The organism is Chitinivorax tropicus (genome assembly GCF_014202905.1).
Taxonomy (GTDB): Bacteria; Pseudomonadota; Gammaproteobacteria; order Burkholderiales; family SCOH01; genus Chitinivorax; species Chitinivorax tropicus.
Genome location: NZ_JACHHY010000075.1, coordinates 1 through 1,852, shown reverse-complemented (window position 1 = coordinate 1,852; position 1,852 = coordinate 1). Strand labels below are relative to the sequence as shown.

Genomic DNA, 1,852 nt, shown 5'->3' with positions numbered 1-1,852 from the left:
GCTGCGGCGATGGCTCGTTGCAATCGTTCATAGGCTTCTATCACCGTGGGCAGCTCTGCCCGAAGCGCATGTAGGTCCTCACCTGCGGTGTAGCGGAGCGACAGCAATTCATAATTGCCATCACTTAGGAAATAGGACCAGCGTCGTCGTGTACCTACATCAGAAATTGGTCCAGCAAGCAGTTCGTTTAATTTGACTTGGTGCCCTTGATAGTAAGGGAGCAAACTGTCATAAAGGTCTTGTGTAAGGAACTGCTGACGGCGTTGTGACCTGATATCGATGGTCATCTCTCTTCTTTCAAGGTCGGTAAATTTCCGTGCTTTTCACGCAACAACTTTTTGCGTTTATTCACTGCCTTTTTAATTTCATCCTCGGTGTAATGAAATGCGTCATGTGCCGTATGTTCGCTGGGTGGACTTCGACGTAATTTCGCTTCCATGTGTCGCTTCGGGCTACCACTCGGATGATAATAGGGCGAGTAAAACAGATGTCTGGAATATATGATCGTACTGGTAAGCAAAAACTCATCCCGTACATTGCCGGGAGGCAATGCCTGCTTAATGTTTTTCTCTATCCACTCATGGCTCATCTGTACATAAATGGGAAGAGGCGTTTTTTGCTGGGTCCCTGTGGTACTAGCAGGGGCGCTAGATGGGTGCCCTTGTTGAGTTGGTCGACTACTGCCACGTCTGCTGGATCCACGTTTGCCACTTCCTCCACCTGGCTTGGCTACCCCGGTAGTGCCCTGATTGGTGGATGAGTTATCGTCCTCCATCGGCTCCAGCAGTTCCGACGGATCCTTGATCAAGTCACGTGCCCGACGCTTGAGCAGATCACGCGCGTTGTCCCGAAGTAGACCGCCAATACCGGGCTTGCGCTTGTTGTTGGGGCGATCCAGAAATTTGGGGCGGTCTTCGTCCCGGCTGGCTTTGGCTTCGATCACGGCATAGAGCTTGTTGTCATTGCTCGCGCGCTCTGCACGCCATACCGCATCGATACCGGTACCATTGGGCCCGTCGGCAAGACGATACAGTGCACCGCGATGTGACAGTTTTCCGATGTAATGTTTGCTCGGTTGTTCTAACCAACGACCATCATGACCTTGATCATGGGCCTGCCAACCACGCTTATTCCAGTTTAGCGTCTCCAGGCAATAGTAGTCGGCAATGTGCTCACCGGAAATACCCACCATCTCATTGGTCAGCGTCCTGGGATCCACTTCCGCCACAATGGTATTCAGGGAGCTTTGGCTGCTTCCTTGATTATGCCGCTCCTGTCCTTGGCGTGAGGTGTCCGGGGAGCGATGTTCCGGTGGCGGCACTTTCGCACGGCCCCCGGTTGACCCCTTGGCAGCACTGTTGAATTGAACCCGTTGCCAGCTCTTGACCCGGCGGTCAACCACGGCAGCCAGCAGGGGCAGTTGATTTTCCGCCAGGTTCAAGGTCAGGCGGATGCCTGATTGTGCGCTGTCGGGCAGCTCTTCGAACAGGCTCGATGACAGAACCTCTGCTTTGATCTCTGCAATTTGCGCTTTGAGATACCCTGGGTTGAAGACCTGCTCTAGCAAGGCTTCCGGGCTGGTGTTGATGCCGCATTCGCGCAGGATGAAGCGCAGCAGGTCAAACATGACCGGTGCAAACCGCTGCGGGTCTTTGTTCACCAGCCGCAGGCTTTTCTTGATGCCATCCCCTGGGCCGGGAATCCAGCCGATGAGGGCCAGCAGCATATCGAACTGGGCATTCTCCAAGAGAGTGCCACGCACGTTGCGTTGATCGTACCAAGCTTTGGCTGACATCAGGGTGTCATATAGGTCGATGGCTTGTCCAATGAAGGGAATCGCGCCGATGGCGAT

Annotated in this window: 1 protein-coding gene and 1 pseudogene; both read right to left on the bottom strand. The window is 53.9% G+C overall.

Annotated elements, in window-relative coordinates; translation table 11 throughout:
• A pseudogene (locus tag HNQ59_RS19320) lies at nt 1-287 on the bottom strand (hypothetical protein); the annotation flags it as partial.
• A partial coding sequence (locus HNQ59_RS19315; protein ID WP_184042019.1) for a hypothetical protein occupies nt 284-1,852 on the bottom strand: 1,569 nt, incomplete at its 5' end. The pseudogene HNQ59_RS19320 and the gene HNQ59_RS19315, both read right to left, overlap by 4 nt.